This window comes from Halomonas sp. S3-1-1, from assembly GCF_023757625.1.
Classification (GTDB): Bacteria; Pseudomonadota; Gammaproteobacteria; order Pseudomonadales; family Halomonadaceae; genus Vreelandella.
The window spans coordinates 1-23,141 of the sequence record NZ_JALGBZ010000005.1 but is presented as its reverse complement, the minus strand read 5'-3'; the positions used below and the strand labels follow the sequence as shown (position 1 = coordinate 23,141).

Annotated in this window: 16 protein-coding genes; 13 read left to right on the top strand and 3 right to left on the bottom strand. The window is 63.0% G+C overall.

Annotation, left to right across the window (positions count from 1 at the left end; translation table 11 throughout):
- Window positions 1-69: 69 nt before the first annotated feature.
- The 5 genes from hrpA to MQW23_RS14485 all read left to right on the top strand — a co-directional run bounded on the left by hrpA (window position 70) and on the right by MQW23_RS14485 (window position 7,853).
- On the top strand, window positions 70-4,071 hold the full coding sequence (hrpA, locus tag MQW23_RS14505; protein WP_252108921.1) for an ATP-dependent RNA helicase HrpA: 4,002 nt from the start codon (window positions 70-72) through the stop codon (window positions 4,069-4,071).
- A 97-nt stretch (window positions 4,072-4,168) separates the two neighbouring features.
- Complete coding sequence (locus tag MQW23_RS14500) at window positions 4,169-5,290, top strand: beta-ketoacyl-ACP synthase III (protein WP_252108920.1); 1,122 nt, start codon at window positions 4,169-4,171, stop codon at window positions 5,288-5,290.
- A 136-nt stretch (window positions 5,291-5,426) separates the two neighbouring features.
- Complete coding sequence (locus MQW23_RS14495) at window positions 5,427-6,146, top strand: MlaA family lipoprotein (protein WP_252109182.1); 720 nt, start codon at window positions 5,427-5,429, stop codon at window positions 6,144-6,146.
- A gap of 8 nt (window positions 6,147-6,154) precedes the next feature.
- Entirely contained in the window at window positions 6,155-7,348 is a 1,194-nt protein-coding gene (locus tag MQW23_RS14490; RefSeq protein WP_252108919.1) for a PP2C family protein-serine/threonine phosphatase, read from the top strand.
- On the top strand, window positions 7,338-7,853 hold the full coding sequence (locus MQW23_RS14485) for an STAS domain-containing protein (RefSeq protein WP_252108918.1): 516 nt from the start codon (window positions 7,338-7,340) through the stop codon (window positions 7,851-7,853). Before MQW23_RS14490 ends, MQW23_RS14485 begins: the two co-directional genes overlap by 11 nt.
- 108 nt (window positions 7,854-7,961) lie before the next feature.
- On the opposite strand, the gene tal is transcribed toward MQW23_RS14485, so the two are convergent.
- Together tal and MQW23_RS14475 are read right to left on the bottom strand one after the other, a co-directional pair.
- Window positions 7,962-8,897 carry a transaldolase gene (gene tal / locus MQW23_RS14480; RefSeq protein WP_252108917.1) on the bottom strand — a complete coding sequence of 312 codons (936 nt, stop codon included), beginning with the start codon at window positions 8,895-8,897 and terminating at the stop codon, window positions 7,962-7,964.
- Between the two features lie 28 nt (window positions 8,898-8,925).
- A complete protein-coding gene (locus MQW23_RS14475) occupies window positions 8,926-10,575 on the bottom strand; it encodes a methyl-accepting chemotaxis protein (RefSeq protein ID WP_252108916.1) in 1,650 nt (549 codons plus the stop codon).
- A 161-nt stretch (window positions 10,576-10,736) separates the two neighbouring features.
- Between MQW23_RS14475 and MQW23_RS14470 the strand changes: the two genes are divergently transcribed.
- From MQW23_RS14470 to pstB, 5 genes are all read left to right on the top strand, one after another.
- Complete coding sequence (locus tag MQW23_RS14470; RefSeq protein WP_252108915.1) at window positions 10,737-11,924, top strand: multidrug effflux MFS transporter; 1,188 nt, start codon at window positions 10,737-10,739, stop codon at window positions 11,922-11,924.
- 147 nt (window positions 11,925-12,071) lie between these two features.
- Window positions 12,072-13,088 carry a substrate-binding domain-containing protein gene (locus MQW23_RS14465; protein WP_252108914.1) on the top strand — a complete coding sequence of 339 codons (1,017 nt, stop codon included), beginning with the start codon at window positions 12,072-12,074 and terminating at the stop codon, window positions 13,086-13,088.
- A gap of 126 nt (window positions 13,089-13,214) precedes the next feature.
- A complete protein-coding gene (gene pstC / locus MQW23_RS14460) occupies window positions 13,215-14,594 on the top strand; it encodes a phosphate ABC transporter permease subunit PstC (RefSeq protein WP_252108913.1) in 1,380 nt (459 codons plus the stop codon).
- Between the two features lie 6 nt (window positions 14,595-14,600).
- The gene (gene pstA, locus MQW23_RS14455; RefSeq protein WP_252108912.1) at window positions 14,601-15,959 is read left to right on the top strand and encodes a phosphate ABC transporter permease PstA; all 1,359 of its coding nucleotides are present in this window, start codon (window positions 14,601-14,603) and stop codon (window positions 15,957-15,959) included.
- 84 nt (window positions 15,960-16,043) lie between these two features.
- Window positions 16,044-16,853: a phosphate ABC transporter ATP-binding protein PstB gene (gene pstB, locus MQW23_RS14450; protein WP_252109181.1), complete on the top strand. Its 810-nt coding sequence runs from the start codon at window positions 16,044-16,046 to the stop codon at window positions 16,851-16,853.
- 75 nt (window positions 16,854-16,928) lie between these two features.
- Here the strand turns inward: pstB and MQW23_RS14445 are convergent, their stop codons facing one another.
- Entirely contained in the window at window positions 16,929-18,116 is a 1,188-nt protein-coding gene (locus MQW23_RS14445) for an acetyl-CoA C-acyltransferase (protein WP_252108911.1), read from the bottom strand.
- Window positions 18,117-18,439: 323 nt separating this feature from the next.
- Between MQW23_RS14445 and MQW23_RS14440 the strand changes: the two genes are divergently transcribed.
- From MQW23_RS14440 to MQW23_RS14430, 3 genes are all read left to right on the top strand, one after another.
- Window positions 18,440-20,116 carry an AMP-binding protein gene (locus tag MQW23_RS14440; RefSeq protein ID WP_252108910.1) on the top strand — a complete coding sequence of 559 codons (1,677 nt, stop codon included), beginning with the start codon at window positions 18,440-18,442 and terminating at the stop codon, window positions 20,114-20,116.
- A gap of 1 nt (window position 20,117) precedes the next feature.
- Window positions 20,118-20,885, top strand: coding sequence for an SDR family NAD(P)-dependent oxidoreductase (locus MQW23_RS14435; RefSeq protein ID WP_252108909.1), 768 nt, complete (start codon window positions 20,118-20,120; stop codon window positions 20,883-20,885).
- 190 nt (window positions 20,886-21,075) lie between these two features.
- Window positions 21,076-22,884, top strand: coding sequence for an acyl-CoA dehydrogenase C-terminal domain-containing protein (locus tag MQW23_RS14430; RefSeq protein ID WP_252108908.1), 1,809 nt, complete (start codon window positions 21,076-21,078; stop codon window positions 22,882-22,884).
- Window positions 22,885-23,141 lie beyond the last annotated feature (257 nt).

The following is a 23,141-nucleotide window of genomic DNA, read 5'->3' as shown; positions in this document are numbered from 1 at the left end:
CTGTCGCGAGTGAAAGCGCTATACTGTTCGGCCCGCTTTTTCAGGCGGGCCGAATTTTTGTTTCTTCAGATGGAATTTGAGCCTAACGTGACCACCGAGACGCCCTCCTTGACCAGCGCCGACCAGGTAACGCAGCTCGAGCGCACCCTCGACGAGTTGACCCTTCGCGACCGCCACCGCTTGGCGCGGCGGGTCGACGGGCTCAAGCGGCGTCTGCGTGAGGACAAACCCATCGACCGCGGCCTTGCCGAGCTAAGCCGCGAAATCGACAAGGCCCAGCGCCATTTCGAGCGCCGCGCCTCGACCCACGTATCTGTCAGCTACCCGCCCAACCTTCCCGTGGTCGAGCGCCGCGAGGACATTCTGGAGGCGATACGCGATCACCAGGTCGTCGTCGTGGCCGGTGAAACCGGCTCGGGCAAGACCACCCAACTACCCAAGATTTGCCTGGAGCTCGGCCGCGGCCGCCGGGGCCTGATTGGCCACACCCAGCCGCGGCGTCTTGCTGCGCGCAGCGTCGCCACGCGTATCTCCGAAGAGCTTGAGGTGAACCTTGGCGAGCAGGTGGGCTACCAGGTACGCTTTACGGATCAAAGCGCGCCGAATACCTTGGTCAAGCTGATGACTGACGGGATCCTGCTGGCCGAAACCCAGCACGACCCGATGCTCTGGCGCTACGACACCATCATCATCGACGAGGCCCACGAGCGCAGTCTCAACATCGATTTTTTGCTGGGGTATCTCAAGCGGCTGCTGCCAAAGCGCCCGGATCTCAAGGTGATCATTACCTCCGCGACCATCGATGTCGAACGCTTCGCCGCCCACTTTAGCGACGGCAAAAAGCCCGCGCCGGTGGTCGAAGTCTCCGGGCGAGCCTATGACGTCGATGTGCTCTACCGTCCGCTGGTGCGAAGCGATGATGACGAAGAGGATCGCACGCTCCAGGAGGGGATACTTCAGGCGGTCGGCGAGATCGAAACTTTGGAGCGTGAGCGCGGCTGGCTGCACGGCCCGCGAGACGTGCTGATTTTCCTTCCCGGCGAGCGCGAGATTCGTGAAACCGCCGACACCCTGCGCCGGGCGGACTTCAAGGGCACCGAGGTGCTGCCGCTCTACGCAAGGCTCTCCAACGAAGAGCAGAACCGGGTGTTCGCTCCGCACCGCGGCCGGCGCATTGTGCTTGCCACCAACGTGGCGGAAACCTCGCTCACCGTGCCTGGCATTCGCTACGTCATCGACCCGGGCCTTGTACGCATCAGCCGCTACAGCTACCGGGCGAAGATTCAGCGCCTGCCCATCGAGCCGATTAGCCAGGCCAGCGCCAATCAGCGCAAGGGCCGCTGCGGGCGAGTTGCTGAAGGCGCGTGTATTCGCCTCTATGACGAGGAAGATTTCCTCTCGCGCCCGGCGTTCACCGATCCGGAGATCCAGCGCACCAATCTCGCCTCGGTGATTTTGTCGATGCTGTCGTTGAAGCTTGGCAACATCGAGGCGTTTCCCTTCGTCGATCCGCCAGATAGCCGCTTCGTCAAGGACGGCTTTCGGCTTTTGTTCGAGCTCGGCGCGGTGGATCACAAGGAGCAGATCAGTGCGCTCGGGCGCAAGCTTGCAAGACTTCCCATCGACCCGCGGCTTGCGCGCATGGTGCTCGAAGGCGCCGAGCGCCAGAGCCTTCGCGACGTGCTGGTGGTGGTCTCGGCGCTGGCGATTCAGGACCCGCGCGAGCGCCCGGCGGACAAGCGCCAGGCCGCCGACCAGGCCCATCAGAAATGGCACGACCCGGACTCCGACTTCGTGGCGCTGCTGAATTTGTGGCACGGCATCGAAAACGCCCGCGCCTCGCTCTCCAGCAGCCAGCTGCGCCGCTGGTGTCGCGATCATTTCATCAACTATCTGCGTATGCGCGAGTGGCACGACACCTTCCGCCAGCTCAGGCAGCTCTTGCGCGACATGGACATCGAGGTGCCGGGGCCGCTGCCCGCCAACGAAGACGAAAGCGAGGAGCAAGCGCGCCAGGCGCGGCGCAAGACGTCGGCCAGGCTGCATCAGTCGCTGCTCTCGGGGCTATTGTCGAATCTGGGTAATCTGCTCGAGAACCGCGAATACTTGGGCGCGCGTAACCGCAAGTTCTTCATCCACCCGGGCTCCGGGCTTGCCAAAAAGACGCCCAAGTGGGTGATGGCGTTCGAGCTGGTCGAGACTACCAAACTCTACGCCCGCACCGTGGCGAAGATCGACCCGGCGTGGATCGAGCCCCAGGCCGGGCACCTGGTCAAGCGAAGCTATAGCGAGCCGCACTGGGAAATGAAGCGCGCTCAGGTCGTGGCCTTCGAGCAGGTGACGCTGTTTGGTCTTGCGATCGTCTCGCGCCGGCGGGTCAATTTTGGTGCCATCGATCCTAAAGAGTCCCGCGAGATCTTCATCCGCCGGGCGCTGGTCGAAGGCGAGTTTCAGACCCAGGGCGCGTTTTTCGCCCACAACCGCGCATTGATCGATGAGGTAGAGGCGCTCGAGGACCGGGCGCGGCGACGCGACATTCTGGTCGATGAAGAGACGCTGTTTGCCTTTTACGATGAGCGCATTCCGTCTGATGTGGTCAACGGCAAGGGTTTCGAGCACTGGCGCAAGCAGGCCGAGCGCGAAACACCCGAGCTTTTGCATTTCGATATCGCCTCGCTCAAGGCGCGCGATGCCGAAGACGTTACCCGCGCTCAGTATCCGGACTATCTGACCCTGGGCGGCGTTGCCTACCCTGTGAGCTACCACTTCGCCCCCGGTGCCGAGGACGACGGCGTGACGCTCACCGTCCCTGCGGCGATGCTCTCGCAGTTGCCAACCCAAGCGCTTGAGTGGCTGGTGCCGGGGCTCTTGCGCGAAAAGTGCATCGCGCTGTTGAAGTCCTTGCCCAAGAGCATTCGCCGCCAGGTGGTGCCGATTCCCGACTGGGTCGACGCTGCGCTGCAAACGCTCGTGCCTTACGAGCGACCGCTTGTCGAGGCGCTGGGCGAGTTTCTGCGCCAGCGTACCGGCACCCGCGTTCATCCGGACGACTGGCGTTTGGATCAGCTCGACGCGCACCTGATCATGAACGTGCGCGTGGTCGACCACGCAGGTGAGACGCTCGGCCAGGGGCGCGACCTGCGCGCGCTCGAAAAGCGCTTCGAGCAGGCGGCCACCCTGGGCGCTCAGGCGCTGGCCAAAGAGGCCACCCAGGCGCCGGCGCTGAACGAGCTTCCCTCGTCGCCGCTGCCCGAGTCGCGGGTGACCACCCAGGCCGGCATCCGCGTTGAGGCTTACCCGGCGTTGACCGTCGACGGCGAGACCTTCAAGGTGGCGCTGTTCGACCATCCGGCCAAGGCCTTGGCCGCGCACCGTGAAGGCGTGGCGCGGCTTGCCATTACCAAGCGCGGCGAGCGGGTCAAGGCCATCCGCGCGCTGGCGCGTCTTGAAAAGTGCGCGCTGCTGTTCACCAACGTGGGCGCGAAGTCCGCGTTCATCGACGACGTGCTGCTGGCGGTGTTTACTCAGGTGGTGGCCATCGACCCGCTCCCGCGCTCGGCGGGGGAATTGGAGGCGCGCCTCGATGAGGTGGAACATGAGCTGCCCGAGCGCGCAGAAAAGCTTTTAAAAGAGGTCGAGGCGGCGCTTAAAGGGCATCTCGAACTCGCCAAGCGGCTCAAGGGCAATCTCGACTTCTCTCAGGCGCTCGTCTACAGCGATGTGCGGGCGCAAATGCAGCGTTTGGTCTATCCTGGCTTCATCCGTGATGCGGGGGAGTGGCTTTCGGAGTACCCTCGGTACTTCGATGCCGCGCTGATTCGCCTTGAAAAGGCGGGGCGCGAGCGGGGGCGCGACCAGATGATGATGAAGGAGATCCAGGCGCTGGAGGCGAAGTTCGACGCCCGGCGTGAAAGCGAGCGCCGCGGCCAGGTCGAGGACCCGGTGCTGGTCGCCTTCGGCTGGTGGATTCAGGAGCTTCGCGTGTCGCTGTTCGCCCAGCAGCTCGGCACGCTCATGCCGGTGTCGGTCAAGCGCCTCGAAAAACAGTGGGAAGAGATCACGCGCCCTTGAGGCGCCAACGCGCCCTGACACCGCAGGGCGACGATTAAGCTCGATGCACCAGGGCCGAAGGCTTGGGTGGTTGGGAAATACGTCAGGGAGAACACGCATGAACGACGTGGTGATTACCGGCACGGGCCTTTTTACCCCGGAACACGCCATCGACAACGAGGCACTGGTCGCGACGTTCAACGCCTATGTTGATCGTCACAACGAGCGCTTTAGCGCCGAGATTGCCGCCGGCGAGCAGGCCGCACTCGCCTATTCGAGCAGCGAGTTCATCGAAAAGGCCTCCGGCATCAAGAGCCGTTATGTGCTCGACGCCGAGGGTATTCTCGACCCGGCGCGCATGTGCCCAAGCCTGCCTCAGCGTTCTGATGACGAGCCGTCGATTCAGTGCGAGATGGCCGTTAAGGCCGCAGGCCAGGCGCTGGAAAACGCCGGCGTCGAGGCCGAGGGGATCGAGCTTGTCATCGTTGCCTGTTCGAATCTGGAGCGCGCCTATCCGGCGGTGGCGGTCGAGATCCAGCAGGCGCTCGGCACCGCGGGCTACGGCTTCGACATGAACGTCGCCTGCAGCTCGGCCACCTTTGCCATCGAAACCGCGGCCAACGCCATCGCGTCAGGAAGCGTCAAGCGCGCGCTGGTGGTGAGCCCGGAGATTTGTTCGGCGCACTTGAATTTCACCGACCGCGATAGCCACTTCATCTTCGGCGACGCGTGCACGGCGGTGGTGCTCGAGCGCAGCGACCTTGCCGTGGCGAGCCAGCGCTTCGAGGTGCTGGGCACGCGCCTGGTGACCCGGTTCTCCAACGCCATTCGCAACAACGCCGGCTTTTTGAACCGCGTGACCGACAGCGACCCGCTCGGCGTCGACAAGCTGTTCGTGCAGCAGGGGCGCCAAGTGTTCAAGGAGGTGTGCCCGATGGTGGCAAGCCTGATCACTTCGCACCTGGCCTCGCTCGAACTCCAGGGCGCAGACGTCAAGCGGTTGTGGCTACACCAAGCGAATCGGCACATGAACGATCTGATCGCGCGCAAGGTGCTCGGGTTCGACCCCGACGAAAGTCAGGCGCCGATCATTCTCGATCGCTACGCTAATACAAGCTCCGCAGGATCGATCATCGCGTTTCACTTGCACCGCGACGATTTCAAGGCTGGCGACACCGGCCTGATCTGCTCCTTTGGGGCAGGCTATAGCGCCGGCAGCGTCGTGCTTCGCTGCCAGTAGGCGCTTGCATTAAATAAAGCAGGGACACACCAAAAACGAGGGAATCATCATGCCATGGTTACTAGCCGCCTCAAGGGCCAATCGACTCAACGCCGGCGCGCTCAAGAGCGCTTTGCCGGTCGTGCTGCTGGCCACCATGGGGCTGTCCGGCTGTGCCAGCACCCAAACGACGGCGCAGCAGGCGCACCCGGACGACCCTTGGGAAAGCTTCAACCGACGCGTGTTCGCCTTCAATGACGTGCTCGACCGCTACGCGTTGAAGCCGGTGGCCACCGGCTATCGCAACGTCACCCCGGACCCGGTGCAAACCGGCGTGGGCAACTTTTTCTCCAACCTCGGCGAGATCCGCACCGCGCTCAATAGCCTCTTGCAGGGCAAACCGGCCAACGCTGGGCTTGCGACGTCGCGGTTTTTGATCAACTCGACGGTCGGTATCGGTGGTCTTCTGGACTACGCGACCCACATGGAGATCACCGCGGACGAGGAAGATTTCGGCCAGACTCTGGCGCGCTGGGGCTGGAGCGACTCGCGCTATCTGGTGCTGCCGCTGCTCGGCCCGAGCACGCTGCGCGACACCACGGGCCTGCCGGCGGATCTGGCCGCGTATCCCAATACCTACGTCGAGGATGACGCGGTACGTATCAGCCTGACCGCGCTCAACGTCATCGACACCCGGGCGGGGCTGCTCGACCAGGAGTCGCTGATCAGCGGCGACCGCTATCAGTTCATTCGCGACGCCTATCTGCAGCGCCGCCAGTTCATGATCAACGACGGCGAGCTCGGAGACGACCCCTTCGCCATGGACAGCTTCGAATTCGACGATGCAGATTTTGGTGACGATAACGTCGCCGACTGAGGCCTGATATGGATTCCTCCAAGTATCTGATCGCGGTCATCGATGCCCCCGGCGATGAGCGCGATGCGCTTACTCGCGCCATCACCTGCCGCGACATGGCGGTGCTGGCTGCCAGCGACATCGAGCGTTTGCCCGACAACGTCGCGCTGGTCGTGGCGCGGGTCGGCGTGGTGCCCCGCGAGCAGTGGGCGCTGTTGGCCGCCCGGGTGCCGACCCTGGTGGTCAGCGACTCCCGTGAGGACACCGAGCTCTTTCAGGCGGTGGAGAGCGGGCTTCTGGATCACGTGGTCGACCCCTTGCGCCATAGCGAGCTTTTACGGCGCATGATTCGCAAGGCGGTCGAGCTCAGTGCGCTGGCCCGCGAACGCGAGCGCGACCGGGCGCGCCTCGAGGAGCTCAACGAAAGCCTGGAGACGCATCTGGCGCTTCTGCGCATGGATCAGCAAAGCGGCGGGCACATCCAGCGCCGGCTGCTGCCTGTGAACGCGCGCACCATCAACGGCGCTCGATTCGATTACTGGTTCGCGCCGTCGCTTTATTTATCCGGCGATTTTCTCGACTACCAGCCCTACAATGAGCGCTTCAGCGCCTTCTACTTTGCCGATGTATCTGGCCACGGCGCGTCGTCGGCCTTCGTCACGGTGCTGCTCAAGTACCTGTTTATTCGATGGCTTAACGAGTGGGACGGCCAGGCGCCGGAGCGTTTGGCCGCCAAATGGCTCAAGGCGCTCAACCGCGAGCTTCAGGATACCGACATCGGCAAGCACGCCACCCTTTTCGTTGGGGTGATTGACCACGAGGCCAAGACCCTTCACTATTCGCTCGGTGCACAGCTACCGATGCCGATACTAGTGACCGATCAGGGCCTGACGCGCCTTGAAGGCGAGGGCATGCCGGTCGGGCTTTTCCCCGATATCGAGTATCCTTCCCTTAGCTGTGACCTTCCGCCTGACTTTCGCCTGTGGCTCTGTTCAGACGGCGTATTGGAATGCTTGCCGGGTAAGACGCTCGACACGCGGCTCATGGAGCTTGAGCAATTAGTAAGCGAGAGTGACACACTCGAGCGGTTGCGCGACCGGCTGGTTCAGACCAACGCCCTGCTGATGGAGGGGGAGGCGGCTGACGAAGAGGGCCAGGACCGCAACGCTTTGCCCGACGATCTGACAATCATGATGGTGAGCGGATTTGGTCATGCTGATTGAGGAAGGCCGTATCAAAGCGGCATTCGATTCCGGGGTTTTCATCCTGAAACTCTGTGGCGACGTGCGCTTGACGCTCTGCGCCACGCTCGACGTCCAGGCCCAGCGTCTTGCCGACACCCCCGGGCTTCGTTCGGTGATGATCGACCTGCGCGAGGCGAGCAACGTCGATTCCAGCGCCCTGGGCTTTCTGGCCAAGGTCGCCATGGCGGTGAAAGGGCGTCTCGAGCATCCGCCGACGATCATCGCCGACAACCCCGACATTCAGAAAATGCTGGATGTGATGGGATTCGCGCGTTTTTTTACCCTGGTCGAGGCGCCGCTTCAAAACGTTGGCGGCATTGATCCGACGCTGACCGAGCTGCCCGAAGTGCCCTCGGACGAGGAGGGGTTGCGTGACCGAATCCTGGAGGCGCACCGCATCCTCATGCACATGAACGAGCACAACCGCGAACAGTTCCAGCCGCTGGTCGACATGCTGGAATCCCAGGACTCGCCGGTGCACTAGGGCATTGCTCGATGCCCCATCGCTAGACATCAAAGGCCCCGGGGAGCAAACCCTCGGGGCCTTTTCGTTTTGCCCGCTCGCGTGGCACGGCTCATCCAGCAGTGGCGATCACTGGCGCAGTTTGGCCAGCAGCTCCTCGAGCTTTTTCTGATCCGCCATGAACTTGCGAATGCCTTCGGCAAGCTTGTCGTGGGCCATCTCGTCGTCGTTCATCGCCCAGCGGAACTCCTGCTCGCTCAGGGCGTCGTCGGCGTTTGCCTGCGCGCTTTTCGCGCTCAGCTTGCGCTCAAGCGTACCGTGCTCTTCATCGAGCTCGTTCAACAGCGCCGGGGAGATGGTCAGGCGGTCACAGCCGGCGAGCGACTTGATCTCGTCGACGTTGCGAAAGCTTGCGCCCATCACGATGGTGGCGTAGTTCTGCGCCTTGTAGTACTCAAAAATGCGCTTGACCGAGGCCACGCCCGGGTCGTTGTCGCCGCTGAAGTCGCCGTCCGGGTTTTGTGCTTTGTGCCAGTCGAGAATACGCCCGACGAACGGCGAGATCAGCGTCGCACCGGCGTCGGCGCAGGCTTTGGCCTGGGCGAAGCCGAACAAGAGCGTAAGGTTGGTGCGAATCCCGTCGCGCTCAAGCTGGCGTGCGGCCTGAATGCCCTCCCAGGTGGAGGCGGTCTTGATCAGGATGCGCTCGGCGGGCACGCCGTTTTTGGCGTAGCGCTCGATCAGCGAGTGCGCCTTTTTGATCGTCGCCTCGCGATCAAAAGAGAGCCGCGAGCTGACCTCGGTTGACACAAAACCCGGCACCAGCTCGCTGATCTCGGAGCCAATCTCTACCGCGACTCGATCCACTGCCTCGTCGATATCCGCGCTTTCGCGGGCGATGACGGCCAGGCGCTCGCGGCGATCCTCCTGCTGGGCGGCCTGCAGGATGAGCGACGGATTGGTGGTGGCGTCCTCCGGGCGAAAGCGGCGGATCGTTTCCAGATCGCCGGTGTCGGCGACGACCTTGGTCATCTTTTTTAGCTGCGCGAGTAGGCTCGTGCTCATGTAAGGCTCCTCCCTGTTGAGTCCAACCCTACTCTAGCAAGGCTTCCGGCCTGTGGATATTGCCTCGCGCGGATTGCATTAACGCCTGGTCTGGGCGCCAGCTAAAGCCGGCCGGCGGAGCGTCGTCGATTTGAAAAGCGTCGGCGGCTTCGCTGAGCGCCTCGGCGATCTGTTCGAGCGCAAGCGCATCCCGGGCGCTTTGTTCGACCCGCTCGGCGCTGGCCCGGTGGGTTTGGGTCTGTTCGGCAAGCGTGGCGTTGAGCCGCTCGATATGGCGATGCTGCTCCTGGGCGGCGCTGGCGATGTGTGCCATCAGGCGGTTGGCCTGCTCGCCGGTGTCGGCGATGTCGTGCATGGTGTCGCTTGCCTGGCGCGAGCGCGCGTAGCCCTGCTCGATCTGACGAGCCGACTCCGCCAGAAGCGCTCTGATCTCACCGGCGGCGTCGGCGCTTCGCGTGGCCAGCGTTCTGACCTCATCGGCCACCACCGCGAACCCCTTGCCCTCGGTGCCGGCGCGCGCCGCTTCCACCGAGGCGTTGAGCGCGAGAATGTTGGTCTGAAACGCGATAGCATCGATAGTCTCAACGATCCCGTCCACTTCGCGGGCGCGCGCCTGGATGCGCTCCATGGTGGCGAGAAAGTCGTTCATTACGTCGCTGCCTTCGGCGGTGCGCGTCCGAGCCGAGGCGGTCAGGTTTGCCGCCTCGGCGGCAAAGCCGGCGGTGGAGGCTGTGTGGGTGGTGAGCTCGTCGAGCGTGGTGGTCGTGGCCGCGTGAAAGGTCTGCTGTTCACGACTCTGAGCGGTCAGCTCTTCGCTTCCCAGCGCCAAACGCTGGGCGCTTTCGAACATCGAGCGGCTCTGAATATGAAGCTCCGTGACGGTGTCGACAAAGGCTCGGCGCATGGTGTCGAGCTCAGCGTAGAGCTGGCCGATCTCATTGCGCCCCGGGCTCTCGACCTCCCGGCTCAAATCACCTCTGGCGAGGGTGCGAAGATGGCCCACCAGGGTTTTGATTGGGCGCAGAAAGTAGCGCTGCCCGATCACGGCAATCATCAGCAGAATGCCGAGCGTTGCCAGCACGCCCGCGATCAGCGCCTGGCCGAGCGTGGCGGCTTGGCGCTCGGCGCGCGAGAGCAGGGTAGAGCCCTGTTGGTCGGCCAGGGCGTAGAAGGCGCGCGCCTGCTCGCTGAACGCCTGGCTTAGCGTGAGTGCTTGGGCGGTAAGCTCGCGATACCCGCCGCGGTCGCCGGCGCGAACCGCCGCAAGCTGCTGCTCCATCGCGGCGATCAGTGCCCGGGCCGACTTTTCGAGCGCGTCGCGGCCGGCGTAGTCGGCGCTGGCGGCGAGAAATCGCGCCAGGGCGCTGTCCATCTCTTCGATTTCGCGCTCGACCGCTTCGAGCGCCTCGACCGGGTCGCCAAGCGAAGGTCTGAGCTGGCGCTCGAGCGCCCGGTCGAGGCGATGAAGCCCTTCAAGACTCGCGATATGCAGCCGGTTGAGTGAAGACGCCTGCTGGACGTTGACCCGCTCGAGCAGCGCCAGATCGTGTTGCCCCCGTTCGATCACGCTCCAGGCGAGCAGGGCGAGGGCCACGACGCAAAGCGTAACCAGCGAGAGCGCGGCCACGGCCAGCGTGCGAAGCGAAATATGGTGAAGCGCTTTGAGGGTCATGGGCATTTAGGCTCGCGTAGTAAAATAGCACTAGACTAAGCGCGATTTGTTGCCGTTTTTTGAACCGAGCGTTCAAGGGTGAACAAGTGCAGTATCATGAAGGCACGCCCGCCGAGCCGTTTCGGTTCGGGGGCCAGGACCAGGATAGTGATGCGATAGGGAGATCCATGCAGCTCAACTCACGCCGGGTGGCGCTTTTGGTCGCCGCCAACACCGCGCTTGCGCCCTTTGCCATCGACGCGTATCTGCCGGCGATCGGCATTCTGGCCCAGGCGATCGATGAGAGCATTCATCGCACCGAGCTTTCGATCAGCATGTTTTTGTTCGGCTTCGCGTTGGGTCAGCTCTGCTTTGGGCCGCTCTCCGATCGAGTCGGGCGCAAGCCGGTGTTGATGGGCGGGCTGGTGGTCTTTTTGCTGGCCAGCCTGTTGATCAGCACCGTGGACAGCCTCGGCGCGCTGCTGGCCTGGCGCTTCGTGCAGGCGCTGGGCGGCGGGGCGTGCGTGGTGAACTCGGCGGCAATCGTGCGCGACTGCTTCAGCGGGCGCGAGGCGGCGAGGGTGATGTCGACCATGGCGATGATCATGATGCTGGCGCCGCTGGTGGCTCCGGCGGTGGGGAGTCTTCTGCTGCGTGTCGGCGACTGGTGGCTGATATTTTGGTTTCTGGCGGTCTATGCCGGATTCTTGCTATGGCTTCTGGGGACGAAGCTTCCGGAAACGCGTGACATGAGCCTGCCGGCCGCTTCGCCGCGCCAGGTACTGCGGAATTACGCAAGCGTGCTGCGCCACCGCGAGGCGATGGGGTATATCTGCGCGGTCGCCGCCTCCTTCGCCGGGCTGTTCGCCTTCGTCACCGCCTCACCGTTTCTCTATCTGGACTACTTCTCGCTCTCTCCCCATATCTACCCGGCGGTGTTCGGGGTCAACGTGGTGGTCATCGCGCTCTCCAACCGGGTCAATATTTATCTTTTGCGCCACCGCACGCCGCAGCAAAACCTGCGTTTGGGGTTGGGCGTTCAGCTGGTGGCGGCGCTGGCGCTGGTACTCGTCAACGCCCTGGGGCTGGCCACGTTGTACGTGGTGGTGCCGCTGATTATGCTGTTCACCGGCATGATCGGACTGATCACGCCCAACGCCATCTCGTCGCTGCTGGATCACTTTGGCCATATCAGCGCCACGGCAACGGCGCTTCTGGGCGGTATTCAGTTCACCTGTGGAGCGCTTGCCGGGGTGGTGGTCGGGCTATTCGAGGTCGATCACCTGTGGCCGATGCTGCTCACCATGCTAACGGTGGCGCTGATGGGTAACCTGGGCGTGCGCTGGCTGACGCCGCGCCCGGCAACGCTGCCTTGATGTGCGTTGGGGCGCGTTAAAAAAAGTCGGTGAGCGCGGCGCTGTCATATAATTGCAATCAAAGCGCGGCAGACTCCTCGGTGTCGAAGGCCAGAAGGCCACCTTTTCCAGCGGCGCGCTGGATTTCACACCAAGGGGAACGCAACGATGAATGTAACCAAAAAGACGCTAAGTGTTGCCGTAGTCGCCGCCCTGGGCGCCGGCGTATCCAGCGTAGCCATGGCTCGCGACACCATTCAGATTGCGGGCTCTTCGACCGTACTGCCGTTTGCCAGTATCGTCGCAGAAGAGTTTGGCAACACCTATTCCCAGTTCAACACGCCGGTCGTGGGCTCCGGCGGCTCCAGCGGCGGTCTGCGTCAGTTCTGCCAGGGCGTGGGTGAAAACACCATCGACATCGCCAACGCCTCGCGCCCGATTCGTCAAAGCGAAGTCGAAAGCTGCGGCGAGAACGGCGTTAACGACATCCTCGAGGTGAAATTCGGCTACGACGGTATCGTCTTCGCCTCGCGCCTGGATCAAAACTCGTTCGAGCTGACGCCGGAATTCGTCTTCAAGGCCGCCGCTGCCCAACTGCCCCAGGATGGCGAGCTGGTCGACAACCCCTACACCAACTGGTCCGACATCGACGATAGCCTGCCGGACCAGGAAATCACGCTGGTCATTCCGGCTTCCAACCACGGTACACGTGAAGTATTCGAAGAGCGCGTACTGCACGCCGGCTGCGATACTGTCGCGGAAGTGGAAGAGGACGCCTGCAACAATCTGCGCGGTGACGGCCGTATCGTCGAAATCGCCGGCGACTACACCGAAACCCTGGCCCGCCTGGACGCCCAGCAGAACGCCGTTGGCGTATTCGGCCTGAGCTTCTACGACCAGAACCGTGACCGTCTGCAAGTGGCGACCATGGACGGCGTCGAGCCGAGCCTCGAAACCATCGGCTCCGGCGAATACCCGGTATCTCGCCCGCTGTTCTTCTACGTCAAAGGCGAGCACCTGGACGTCATCCCCGGCCTTGCCGAGTACACCGAGTTCTTCCTCAATGATATGACCTCCGGCTACGGAAGCCCGCTGGAAGACGCAGGCCTCATCCCGATGGACGAAGGCGAGCGTCAGGAGCAGCTCGAGCAGTTCGAGTCGCGCACTGTGGTCAGCGCCGAGTAACGTCTGGCCCGCCTTGCAACAGGCGCCGTGCCTGATAACGCAAGGCAGGTGAGAAAGTGATTGCGCCGGCATCGAGGCATTCGATGCCGGCGTTTAAACGTAGAAAGTAAAAGGCGAAGACATACCATGAGCAATTTTGCCTTGATCGCCACGCTTTTGATGCTGATGGCCTTGGCATATCACCTGGGGCTGACGCGCAGCCGCGCAGTAGCGTCAAGCCGCGACGTGCGTCTGCACTCGCGCCCGGGTTATTACGGCACGCTGGTCGCCCTGTGGTGCGGGCTGCCGGCGCTGGTCATTTTTCTTCTCTGGTCGTTTCTGGCGCCCCAGCTCATCGATACGTTGGTCACCGGCCAACTGCCGCCGGAGCTTGTGAGCGGGCTGGGCGACCGGGAAATGCAGACCCTGATGCGCCGCATCTCGGCGCTGGCCGACGGGCGCGGCGTCGCCGGCGGCGGAAGCCCGGAGGAGCTTGCCGCGGCGAGTCACATGGCGCGGCTACAAACGCTTGAAAACATCGCCTTGATCGCGGTGATGGCGGTGCTGGCAGTGGCCGGGCTGGTGCTGGCGCGTCGGCGCATCTCGCCGACCTGGCGGGCGCGTAACCAGGTCGAGCGGGTCATTACCTTTGCGCTGGCCGCAAGCTCGGCGGTGGCCATTTTGACCACCGTCGGCATCGTGCTGTCGATGCTTGGCGAGGCGCTGCGCTTTTTCAGCTTTATCCACCCGGCGGACTTCTTCTTCGGCACGGTGTGGAACCCGCGTTTCAGCACCGCAGGCTCGAGCGGGCAGGGTGAGTTCGGTTTGCTACCGCTTTTGTGGGGCACCCTGATGGTCAGCGCCATCGCGCTGTTGGTTGCCATCCCCGTGGGGCTGATGACCGCGATCTACATGTCGGAGTACGCCTCGCCCTGGCTTCGAAGCATCGCCAAGCCGATCATCGAGATTCTGGCGGGCATTCCCACCATCGTGTACGGCTTTTTCGCGCTGACGGTCATCGGCCCGTTTCTGTCGATGCTCGGTGATCTGGTGGGCATCAATATCCGCACCACCAGCGCCATGACCGCCGGTATCGCCATGGGCATCATGATCATTCCGTTTGTCTCGTCGCTATCCGATGACATCATCACGCAGGTGCCCAAATCGCTGCGTGACGGCGCGCTGGGCCTTGGCGCGACCAAATCGGAAACCATTCGCCAAGTGGTACTGCCCGCCGCACTCCCCGGCATCGTCGGGGCGTTTTTGCTCGCGGCGAGCCGAGCGATCGGCGAGACCATGATCGTTGTGCTGGCGGCAGGCAACAACCCGGTGCTGCACGCCAACCCGTTCGAGGCGGTCTCCACGATCACCGTGACCATCGTCAACCAGCTCACCGGCGATATGGATTTCGCCAGCCCGCAGTCGCTGGTCGCCTTCGCGCTTGGCTTGACGCTGTTCGTGATCACGCTGGGCTTGAACGTCATCGCACTGGTCGTGGTGCGCAAATATCGTCAGCAATACGAGTAGATGCCCATGTCCCTAACGATTGAGCAGCGCCGCCAGCATCGCCTCGAAACGATCGAGAAGTCGCTTTCCAAGCGCCACCGCAAAGAAAACACGTTCCGCCGGCTGGGGCTGGTGGCGGTGCTGACCGGGCTGACCCTGGTCGCCATCCTGTTTGCCAGCATTTTGAGCAAGGGCGTTCCCGCTTTCTGGCAGGCCACGCTCTACACCGAGGTGACGTTCGATCCGGACGTCATCGATATTGCGCCCAAACCCGAGCGCCAGGAGGGCGAAACCCAGTACGCGTATGATGAGCGCATGACCCAGTGGCTGACCCAGGCGGGGCTGGTGAACTGGCAGTCGCTTATCGATGCCTCGCTCGAGCAGGCCCTGGGCGAAGAGGTCGAGCCGCGCCAGCTGCGCGATCTGCGCGCGCTGGTCGCCTCCGGCGAACGCTACGCGCTGCGCGACCGCTTCACCGAGGACCCGTCGCTTTTAGGTGAAACCGTGTCGCTCAAGATGCTCGCCAGCGCCGATGTCGACGTGTGGGTGAAGGGCAACATCGATCGGGACCTGCCGGACGCGCGGCTGCAGTTAAGCCCGCAGTCCCGCGCCTGGGTCGATGTGCTGCAAGAACAGGACGTGCTGCGTCAGTCCTTTAGCACGTCGCTATTCATGAATACCGACTCGCGCAGCTCGCTCGCCTCGGCGGGGCTGGCCGGTGCCTTCATGGGATCGCTGTTCATGATGATGGTGGTCATTTCGCTGTCGGTGCCGCTGGGGGTGTCGAGCGCAATCTACCTCGAGGAGTTCGCGCCCAAAAATCGCCTGACCGATCTCATCGAGATCAACATCAACAACCTGGCCGCGGTGCCGTCGATCGTCTTCGGCCTGTTGGGCGCCTCGATCTTCATCGGCTACCTGCGCCTGCCGCTGTCGGCGCCGCTAGTCGGCGGCTTGGTACTTACGCTAATGACACTGCCGACGATCATCATCGCCACCCGCGCATCGCTGCGCTCGATTCCGCCGTCGATTCGCCAAGCCGCGCTCGGTATCGGCGCCTCGCGCGTGCAAACCGTGTTTCACCACGTGCTGCCGCTGGCGCTGCCGGGCATTCTCACCGGCTCGATTCTGGGTGTGGCCCAGGCGCTGGGCGAAACGGCGCCGCTTTTGTTGATCGGCATGAACGCATTCGTGGCCAACGTGCCGGGCTCGCCGATGGATCAGTCCACGGCGCTACCGGTGCAAATCTATCTGTGGCAGGGTAACGAGCTGCGCAACTTCTTCGAGGCGCGCACGTCCGCGGCGATCATCGTGCTGTTGGGCCTGATGCTCAGCCTGAACGCGCTGGCCATCTGGCTGCGTAAAAAATTCGAAACGAGGTGGTAAGTGGATACTTCTACGCACTCTTCTGCGAGCTCTTCTGCGAATTCCGAGTCTACGAACGCCCGCGAACGCGCGCCTTCCGGCGCCATGTCCAGCGTCAGCGTCGGCAATGGTGAAAACCGCGTCAGCAAGGCCACGGACAAGGTCAAGCTCAAGGCCGAAGGCGTCAACGTCTTCTACGGCGATACCCAAGCGATCAACGGCATCGATCTGGATATCTATGAAAACGAAGTGCTGGCCTTTATCGGCCCCTCGGGCTGCGGCAAGTCGACCTTTCTGCGCTGTTTGAACCGCATGAACGACACCATCGATATCTGTCGTGTCGAGGGCAAGATCACCCTCGACGAGCGCGATATCTACGCGCCGGATCGCGACGTAGTGCTGCTACGCGCTCAGGTGGGCATCGTGTTCCAAAAGCCCAACCCGTTTCCCAAGTCGATCTACGAAAACATCGCCTACGGGCCGCGCCTGCACGGGCTTGCCAAGCGCAAGGCGGAGCTCGATGACATCGTTGAGAGCAGCCTGCGCCGCGCCGGGCTCTGGGACGAGGTCAAGGATCGTTTGGATAAGCCTGGCACCGGGCTCTCCGGCGGCCAGCAGCAGCGTCTTTGCATCGCGCGCACCGTGGCGGTGAGCCCGGACGTGATTCTGATGGACGAGCCGTGTTCGGCGCTCGACCCCATCGCCACGGCGAAGGTGGAGCAGCTGATCGACGAGCTCAGCGAGAGCTACACCATCGTCATGGTGACCCACAACATGCAGCAGGCCGCTCGCGTGGCCGACCGCACCGCGTTTTTCCACATGGGCGATCTTGCCGAGGTCGATACCACCGACAACATCTTTACCAACCCGCAGGATCAGCGCACCCACGACTACATCACCGGGCGCTTTGGCTAAACGCTATTCGTTTTTGGCGTAAATAAAAACCCGCATCGAGTCGATGCGGGTTTTTTCATGCAAGCCGCCGGGGGATCAATCGATCAGTTCGACCGCCACCGCCGTTGCTTCGCCGCCGCCGATACACAGACTCGCCACCCCACGCTTGCCGCCGGTCGTGCGCAGCGCGTGAATCAGGGTCGCGATGATGCGCGAGCCCGTCGAGCCCACCGGATGGCCCTGGGCGCAGGCGCCGCCGAAGACGTTTACCCTGGCGTGATCCAGTCCTAGATCGTCGATGGCCATCAGCGTGACCACCGCAAACGCCTCGTTGATCTCGAAGAGATCGACGTCATTGACGCTCCATCCGACCTTTTTCAACAGCGACTCGATCGCACCCACTGGTGCGATAGTGAACTCGCTCGGGTGGCGCGAGTGGGTGGCGTGGCCGAGCATGCGCGCCAGAGGTTTCACTTTCATGCGCTCGGCGCCTTCGCGGCTGGCCATGATCAGCGCCGAGGCCCCGTCGGAGATTGAGCTTGCGTTCGCTGCGGTGATGGTGCCGTCCTTGGCAAACGCCGGGCGCAGGGTGCGGATCTTGTCGAGTCGGGCTTGGAAGGGCTGCTCGTCCTTATCGATCACGCTCTCGCCCTGGCGGGTGGTGACCGTCACTGGCGCCATCTCGGCATCCAGGGAGCCGTCTTCATTGGCTTTCATCGCCCGCTCGAGCGAGGCGATGGCGAAGTCGTCGAGGCGCTCGCGGGTATAGCCACGCTCGCTTGCGATTTCCTGGGCGAACACACCCATCAGCTTGCCGGTTTCGGCGTCTTCCAAGCCGTCATAAAACATGTGGTCCTTAAGCTCGCCGTGGCCCAGCCGGTAGCCGCTGCGCGCTTTGGTGAGCAGGTGCGGGGCGTTGGACATCGACTCCATACCGCCGGCCAGCATCACCGAGTTGGTGCCCGCCTTGATCAGATCATGACAGAGCATCGCCGCCTTCATCCCCGAGCCGCACAGCTTGTTGATGGTGGTAGCGCCGATCGCATCGGGAATGCCGGCTTGGCGCATGGCCTGACGGGCAGGGCCCTGCTTGACGCCGGCAGGCAGCACGCAGCCAAGAATGCCTTCCTCGATGGCGTCCGGGGCAATGGCGCCACGCTCTAACGCGGCGCGAATGGCGACCGCCGCCAGCTCCGGGGCGCTTTGGCTTGCAAGGCTGCCGCTCATCGCGCCCATGGGCGTGCGGGTGGCGGATAGAAAGACGATATCGTTGGCGCTGCTCATGGGGAGTCTCCTAATGGCATTGTTATCAAGACGCTTCCAAAACGCATGTCACGGCTGTTGTCGTAATGGTCGTAGTGAAGTTCGTGGCGATAGTGGTCGTTGAAAAGTGTAGCGAGGAACAGGTGGCCGCTGCGCGCAGCCACTGTCGGGCGCGACCAACGTCTAACGCCGTTGAGGCGCCGCTCGCTTGCGCTGGCCCGGCAATCCTTTTAGCGTTAGCCAAAGGGCAAGTTTCCGTTAACGTAAACCAATGCCCGCGGAATGCAAGTCTCTTGTTGCACGCTCGACCCAATAGCTCGATCCAATAACAAAAGAGAGCCGCCATGACTCACACTGCTTCACTTCCCACCCATGCCGACTATCTCGAGCGCTTCTCGGCTGACGCCGTGATCGAAGCCCTCGATACTCACAAGGATGGCAAGCTCAACGCGTTCGAGGCGTGCTGCGCGCGCCACCTTGAACAGGGGCGCGGCGAGACGCTGGCGCTGGTACACGAAGATACTCACCAGCAGGTGCACACGCTCACCTATCGTGAGCTCGACGCCGAAAGTGCGCGCTTGGCCGGCTGGCTACTCGACCAGGGCTTGAAAGAGGGCGACCGCATCGCCTGTATGCTACCGCGCTCAAAAGCGCTGCTGGTGGCCGTGGTAGCGACCTGGCGCATCGGCGCGGTGTATCAGCCGCTTTTTACCGCTTTTGGGCCGGATGCGGTGGAATACCGCCTTAGCCGCGCCGATACGCAGCTGGTCATCACCGATCACGCCAACCGGCACAAGTTCGACGGTATCGAGCGCTGCCCACCGGTACTGGCCATTGGCGGGCCAAGCGACGAGCACTCGGCGGATCTCGACTGGCAGGCCGCACTCGAGCATGAGCCCATGAGCGACGCGCCGCCGCGCCTCGACCCGGAGGCGCCGTTTCTACAGATGTTTACCTCCGGCACCGTGGGCAAGCCCAAGGGCGTGGCGGTGCCGCTCAAGGCGATGGCGGCGTTCGCGCTTTACATGGAACTGGCGGTGGATCTCAAGCGCGAGGACCGTTTCTGGAACATGGCCGACCCGGGCTGGGCTTACGGGCTTTATTACGCCATCGCTGGGCCGCTGCTACTGGGGGCAACCACGCACTTCTGCGAGGCGGGCTTTAGCGCCGAAGGGGCGCTTGCGTTCATGAAGCGCCACGACATCACGAACTTCGCCGCCGCACCCACCGCCTATCGGCTGATGAAGGCATCAAGCCTGTTCGACGACGCTCACCAAAAGCTCAACTTGCGCGCGGCGAGCTCGGCGGGGGAGCCGCTCAATACCGAGGTCGTCAACTGGGTCGTCAAATCCCTGGGCTGTGAGGTGATGGACCACTACGGCCAGACCGAAACCGGCATGACCTGCAACTGCCATCATGGCCTCGATCACCCCAAACACGTGGGCGGCATGGGCGTGCCGCTGCCGGGCTACCGGCTGGCGATTCTCGACGCCGAGTACAACGAACTTCCGCCGGGTGAGCCCGGGGTGCTCGCGGTGGATATCGCCAGCTCCCCCGTGCACTTCTTCCAGGGCTACACCTGGCAGGAGAAGGACCCGTTCGTGAACGGCTACTACCTGACCGGCGACGTGGTGATCAAAAACGAGGACGGCAGCTTCCAGTTCGCCGGGCGCGACGACGACATCATCACCACCGCGGGCTATCGGGTCGGCCCAACCGATGTCGAAAACAGCGTCATGACGCATCCGGGCGTGGCGGAGTCGGCGGCGGTAGGCAAGCCTGACGAGATACGCGGTGAGATCATCAAATCCTTCGTTGTACTGCGCGAAGGCTTCGAGCCGACCGAAGCGCTGGCCGAAGAGATCCGCACGCTGGTACGCGAGCGCCTGTCGACCCACGCCTTCCCGCGCGAGATCGAGTTCGTCGACGAGCTGCCGAAAACCCCCAGCGGCAAGATTCAACGTTTCAAGCTGCGCGCCCAGGCGGGTGCCGCCTCAATGAACCCCAGTAAAGGGCAGTGATATGGAAATAAACCAGCGCGCATTTTTGATCACCGGTGCCGCCTCCGGGCTCGGCGCGGCGACCGCCGAGAGGCTTTTGAGCCTTGGCGCGAGCGTGTTGCTGTGCGATGTAAGCGAGCGCGTACATGAGCAGGCTAAAGCGCTCGGCGAGCGCGCCCGCGCCATGACCGCGGACATTACTTCAAACGAGCAGATGGAAAAGGTCGTCGAGGCAGCGGTCGCCCTCGGCGGCGAGCAGCGGTTGGCCGGCGTTGTTCACTGCGCGGGGGTGGTGAGCGTGGCCAAGTTGATTGACCGCGAAGGCCAGCCGGCGGATCTCGACGCCTACGCCAAAACGGTTCAGATCAACCTGATCGGCACTTTCAACGTCATGCGCCTGGCCGCCGCGGCGATGGCGAAGAATGCACCAGCGGCGTCTGGCGAGCGCGGGGTGATCGTCAATACCGCCTCCGTGGCCGCCTTCGACGGCCAGGTGGGGCAGTGCGCCTACAGCGCCTCGAAAGCCGGGGTGGTCGGCATGAGCCTGCCCGCTGCCCGCGAGCTTTCGCGCCACGCGGTGCGCGTCATGGCCATCGCCCCTGGGGTGTTCGAAACGCCGATGATGAGCGAGATTCCGCGTGATGCCTATGACGCCTTGGTGGCCGCCGTGCCGTTTCCCAAGCGTCTCGGTCGCGCCGAAGAGTTTGCCCAGCTCGCCGAGCAAATCATCACTAACCCGATGCTCAATGGCGAAGTGATTCGCCTGGACGGCGGTATTCGCATGCAGTGAGAAGGGCGCTTGCGCCCGAGTCGTCTCAAAGCAACAAGGTGAGCGTTCACTATTCGACTAAAGAGTGCGTGCGCATGGCGGCTAAATTCAAACGCCCGCTTGACGAATATGAGGTGTCGCGCTAATTTCAAACAATCGTTTGAAAGCCGCGTTTTCCTGTGGCTTTCGGCCACGGTTGAGGAGACCCGCGATGCCCAGTTACCAAGCCCCCCTGCGTGATCTGCGTTTCGTCATGGACGAAATGCTCGACTACCCCGCGCACTACGCCGCGATCGGTAAAGGCGACGACGCCTCGCCGGACGTAGTCGGTGCCATTCTGGAGGAGGGTGGGCGCTTCGCCCGCGAGGTGCTGCTACCGCTCAACCAGATCGGGGACGCCCAAGGCTGTAAGCGGCTGGAAAACGGCGACGTCAAAGCGCCGGACGGCTTTCGTGCGGCGTACCTGCAGTACGTCGAAGGCGGCTGGCCCGGCCTCTCCGCCGAGGTCGACCACGGCGGCCAGGGTCTTCCGCCGTCGCTTGCCATGGCGCTTTCGGAAATGATCTGTGCCAGCAACCTGGCTTGGGGGATGTATCCCGGGCTTTCTCACGGCGCCGTCGACGCACTGCGCCACCACGGCACCGAAGAGCAAAAAGCCACCTACCTCAGCAAGCTGGTCGAGGGCGTCTGGACCGGCACGATGTGTCTGACCGAGCCCCACTGCGGCACGGATCTTGGTTTAATAAAGACCCGCGCCGTGCCGACGGAGGACGGCGCCTATACCGTTACCGGCACCAAAATCTTCATCTCTGCCGGCGAGCACGACCTTGCCGAGAACATCGTGCATCTCGTGCTCGCGAAACTGCCGGATGCCCCGGAAGGCTCGAAAGGTATTTCGCTGTTTTTGGTGCCGAAGTTCTTGCCAAACGCCGAGGGCGACGCCGGCGAGCGTAACGGCGTGGTGTGTGGCTCGCTCGAGCACAAGATGGGCATTCACGGCAACGCCACCTGCGTGATGAACTTTGACGGCGCCACCGGCTACCTGGTCGGCCCGCCGCACAAGGGCCTTGCCTGCATGTTCACAATGATGAACGCCGCGCGGCTCGGCGTTGGTATTCAGGGCCTTGGATTGATCGAGGCGAGCTTTCAGAACTCGCTTGCCTACGCCCGTGACCGGCTGCAGATGCGCGGGCTCTCCGGCAAAAAAGCCCCGGAAAAACCCGCCGATCCGATCATCGTTCACCCCGACGTGCGTCGCATGCTGCTGACTCAGAAAGCCTTCGCCGAAGGTGGTCGCATGCTGGTGCTGTACGCGGCGCAGTTGCTCGACCAGGTGGAGCACGGGGCAGCGGGCGAAGAGCGTGAGCGCGCCGACACGCTGCTTGGGCTTTTAACACCTATCGTCAAGGCGTTCTTGACCGAGGTGGGGTTCGAAAGCACCAACGAAGGCGTTCAGGTCTTTGGCGGTCACGGCTTCATCAAGGAGTGGGGCATGGAGCAGCTGGTGCGCGATGCGCGCATCACGCGCCTTTATGAAGGCACCACCGGCATCCAGGCCCTCGATTTGCTGGGCCGCAAGGTGCTGATGAGCCAGGGCGAGTCGCTGAAGGTCTTTACCAAGGAGATTCACAAGTTCTGCAAGACCGAGGCCGATAACCCAGCGCTCAAGGACTTCATCGAGCCGCTGGCTATGCTCAACGCCGAGTGGGGCGAGCTCACCATGGGCGTGGGCATGAAAGCGATGCAGGACCGCGAAGAAGTGGGGGCTGCGAGCGTCGACTATTTGATGTACTCGGGCTACGTGGCGCTGGCTTATCTGTTTGCCCGCGCCGTTAAGAGCGCGGCGACCGGGCTCGACGGTGACGACAAGGCGTTCTACCAGGCGAAGATCGACACCGCGCGCTTTTACTATCAGCGCCTTTTACCGCGCACCCGGGCTCATGCCCAAATGATTCAGGCCGGAGCGGGAAGCCTGATGGCGATATCAAGCGATGACTTCGGTCTGGGCTTTGAAATCTAGCGCCGCCTGCTTGATATAACCGTTTACCTCCTTACCGGCAGTTTGATCTGCCGGTTTTTTTGTTTTTAGCCTTCTTACTAGCGTTTCGTTTGGCCTGCTTAACTTTTTGCACAAACCGCTTGCACTCGCCCGGCCAAATCCGTAAAGTACGCATCCGCTGCCGGGGACGCACAGCGTTTCAGGCGGTGAATGAAGGTGAAAACCTTCGGTTTGTCAGGAAGTTAGCGCAGCTTTGATCGCTTGCTTCACGCGCTGAA